We start from the raw sequence: 4,245 nt of genomic DNA on the forward strand, positions 1-4,245 counted from the left end.
ATTCGCTGATCCAGTAGTGTTAGAAACCTTAACAACACCCACATTAACATTATTACTCACATTAATAGTTTCATTATCAGACCCATTATTGGTGTTAGTGTTATTCTGATCCACAGTTACACTCGCAGTATTAATAACTGTACCATTACCAATAATAACAACAGTAATACTCAAAGCAACCGTTTCACCAGCACCAAGAGACCCAATAGACCAAACACCAGTATTATTATCATAAGAACCATTACTACCTACAAAACTCAAAACACTAGTATTCAACACATCAGTCACATATACACCAGTAGCATTACCAGAACCATTATTAGACACAGTAATAGTATAAGTAATAATATCACCAATATTCGCAGTACCAGTAGTGTTAGAAACCTTAACAACACCCACATTAACATTATTACTCACATTAATAGTTTCATTATCAGACCCATTATCCACATTAGTATTATTCTGATCCACAATCACACTCGCAGTATTAATAACTGTACCATTACCAATAATAACAACAGTAATACTCAAAGCAACCGTTTCACCAGCACCAAGAGACCCAATAGACCAAACACCAGTATTATTATCATAAGAACCATTACTACCTACAAAACTCAAAACACTAGCATTCAACACATCAGTCACAAACACACCAGTAGCATTACCAGAACCATTATTAGACACAATAATAGTATAAGTAACAGTATCACCAATATTCGCTGATCCAGTAGTGTTAGAAACCTTAACAACACTCACATTAACATTATTAGTTACATTAATAGTTTCATTATCAGATCCATTATTGGTGTTAGTGTTATTCTGATCCACAGTCACACTCGCAGTATTAATAACTGTACCATTACCAATAATAACAACAGTAATACTCAAAGCAATCGTTTCACCAGCACCAAGAGACCCGATAGTCCAAATACCAGTATTATTATCATAATAACCATTACTACTTACAAAACTCAAAACAGTAGTGTTCAACAAATCAGTCACATATACACCAGTAGCATTACCAGAACCATTATTAGACACAATAATAGTATAAGTAATAACATCACCAATATTCGCAGCTCCAGTAGTATTAGAAACCTTAACAACACTCACATTAACATTATTACTCACAATAATAGTTTCATTATCAGACCCATTATCAACATTAGTATTATTCTGATCCACAGACACACTCGCAGTATTAATAACTGTACCATTACCAATAATAACAACAGTAATATTCAAAGCAACCGTTTCACCAGCACCTAAATCACCAATAGTCCAAACACCAGTATTATTATCATAAGAACCATTACTACTTACAAAACTCAAAACAGTAGTGTTCAACAAATCAGTCACATATACACCAGTAGCATTACCAGAACCATTATTAGACACAGTAATAGTATAAGTAATAATATCGCCAATATTCGCTGACCCAGTAGTATTAGAAACCTTAACAACACTCACATTAACATTATTAGACACATTAATAGTTTCATTATCAGACCCATTATCCACATTAGTATTATTCTGATCCACAGACACACTCGCAGTATTAATAACTGTACCATTACCAATAATAACAACAGTAATACTCAAAGCAACACTCTCACCAGCACCTAAATCACCAATAGACCAAACACCAGTAACATCATCATAAGAACCATTACTACCTACAAAACTCAAAACAGTAGTATTCAACAAATCATTCACATATACACCAGTAGCATTACCAGAACCATTATTAGTCACAGTAATAGTGTAAGTAATAATATCACCAATATTCGCAGTGCCAGTAGTGTTAGAAACCTTAACAACACTCACATTAACATTATTACTCACATTAATAGTTTCATTATCTGATCCATTATTGGTGTTAGTGTTATTCTGATCCACAGTCACACTCGCAGTGTTAGTAACTGTACCATTACCAATAATAACAACAGTAATACTCAAAGCAACACTCTCACCAGCACCAAGAGACCCAATAGACCAAACACCAGTATTATTATCATAAGAACCATTACTACCTACAAAACTCAAAACACTAGCATTCAACAAATCAGTCACATATACACCAGTAGCATTACCAGAACCATTATTAGACACAGTAATAGTATAAGTAATAATATCACCAATATTCGCTGACCCAGTAGTGTTAGAAACCTTAACAACACTCACATTAACATTATTACTCACATTAATAGTTTCATTATCAGACCCATTATCAACATTAGTATTATTCTGATCCACAGTCACACTCGCAGTATTAATAACTGTACCATTACCAATAATAACAACAGTAATACTCAAAGCAACCGCTTCACCAGCACCTAAATCACCAATAGACCAAACACCAGTAACATTATCATAAGAACCATTACTACCTACAAAACTCAAAACACTAGCATTCAACAAATCAGTCACATATACACCAGTAGCATTACCAAAACCATTATTAGACACAGTAATAGTATAAGTAATAACATCACCAATATTCGCAGCGCCAGTAGTGTTAGAAACCTTAACAACACTCACATTAACATTATTACTCACAATAATAGTTTCATTATCAGACCCATTATCCACATTAGTATTATTCTGATCCACAGACACACCCGCAGTATTAATAACTGTACCATTACCAATAATAACAACAGTAATACTCAAAGCAACCGTTTCACCAGCACCAAGAGACCCAATAGTCCAAATACCAGTATTATTATCATAAGAACCATTACTACTTACAAAACTCAAAACAGTAGTATTCAACAAATCAGTCACATATACACCAGTAGCATTACCAGAACCATTATTAGACACAGTAATAGTGTAAGTAATAATATCACCAATATTCGCAGTACCAGTAGTGTTAGAAACCTTAACAACACTCACATTAACATTATTATTTACATTAATAGTTTCATTATCAGACCCATTATCCACGTTAGTATTATTCTGATCCACAGTCACACTCGCAATGTTAGTAACCGTACCATTACCAATAATAACAACAGTAATACTCAAAGCAACACTCTCACCAGCACCTAAATCACCAATAGACCAAACACCAGTATTATCATCATAAGAACCATTACTACCTACAAAACTCAAAACACTAGTATTCAACAAATCAGTCACATATACACCAGTAGCATTACCAGAACCGTTATTAGTCACAGTAATAGTGTAAGTAATAATATCACCAATATTCGCTGATCCAGTAGTGTTAGAAACCTTAACAACACTCACATTAACATTATTAGTTACATTAATAGTTTCATTATCAGACCCATTATCCACATTAGTATTATTCTGATCCACAGTCACACTCGCAGTATTAATAACTGTACCATTACCAATAATAACAACAGTAATACTCAAAACAACCGTTTCACCAGCACCTAAATCACCAATAGACCAAACACCAGTATTATCATCATAAGAACCATTACTACCTACAAAACTCAAAACACTAGCATTCAACACATCAGTCACAAACACACCAGTAGCATTACCAAAACCATTATTAGACACAATAATAGTGTAAGTAATAACATCACCAATATTCGCTGACCCAGTAGTATTAGAAACCTTAACAACACTCACATTAACATTATTACTCACATTAATAGTTTCATTATCAGAACCATTATCCACATTAGTATTATTCTGATCCACAGACACACTCGCAGTATTAATAACTGTACCATTACCAATAATAACAACAGTAATACTCAAAGCAACCGTTTCACCAACACCAAGAGACCCAATAGACCAAACACCAGCATTATTATCATAAGAACCATTACTACCTACAAAACTCAAAACACTAGTATTCAACAAATCAGTCACATATACACCAGTAGCATTACCAGAACCATTATTAGACACAATAATAGTATAAGTAATAACATCACCAATATTCGCAGTACCAGTAGTATTAGAAACCTTAACAACACTCACATTAACATAATTAGTCACATTAATAATTTCATTATCAGATCCATTATTAGTGTTAGTGTTATTTTGATCCACAGTCACACTCGCAGTATTAATAACTGTACCATTACCAATAATAACAACAGTAATACTCAAAGCAACACTCTCACCAGCACCAAGAGACCCAATAGACCAAACACCAGTATTATCATCATAAGAACCATTACTACCTACAAAACTCAAAACACTAGTATTCAACAAATCAGTCACATATACACCAGTAGCATTACCAGAACCGTT

Annotated in this window: 1 protein-coding gene; it reads right to left on the minus strand. The window is 33.6% G+C overall.

Features of this window, described 5'->3' with window-relative positions; all coding sequences use genetic code 11:
- A partial coding sequence (locus MBFIL_RS02850) for a beta strand repeat-containing protein (RefSeq protein WP_157078626.1) occupies positions 1-4,245 on the minus strand: 4,245 nt, incomplete at both ends.

Source organism: Methanobrevibacter filiformis, assembly GCF_001639265.1.
Lineage (GTDB): Archaea > Methanobacteriota > Methanobacteria > Methanobacteriales > Methanobacteriaceae > Methanacia > Methanacia filiformis.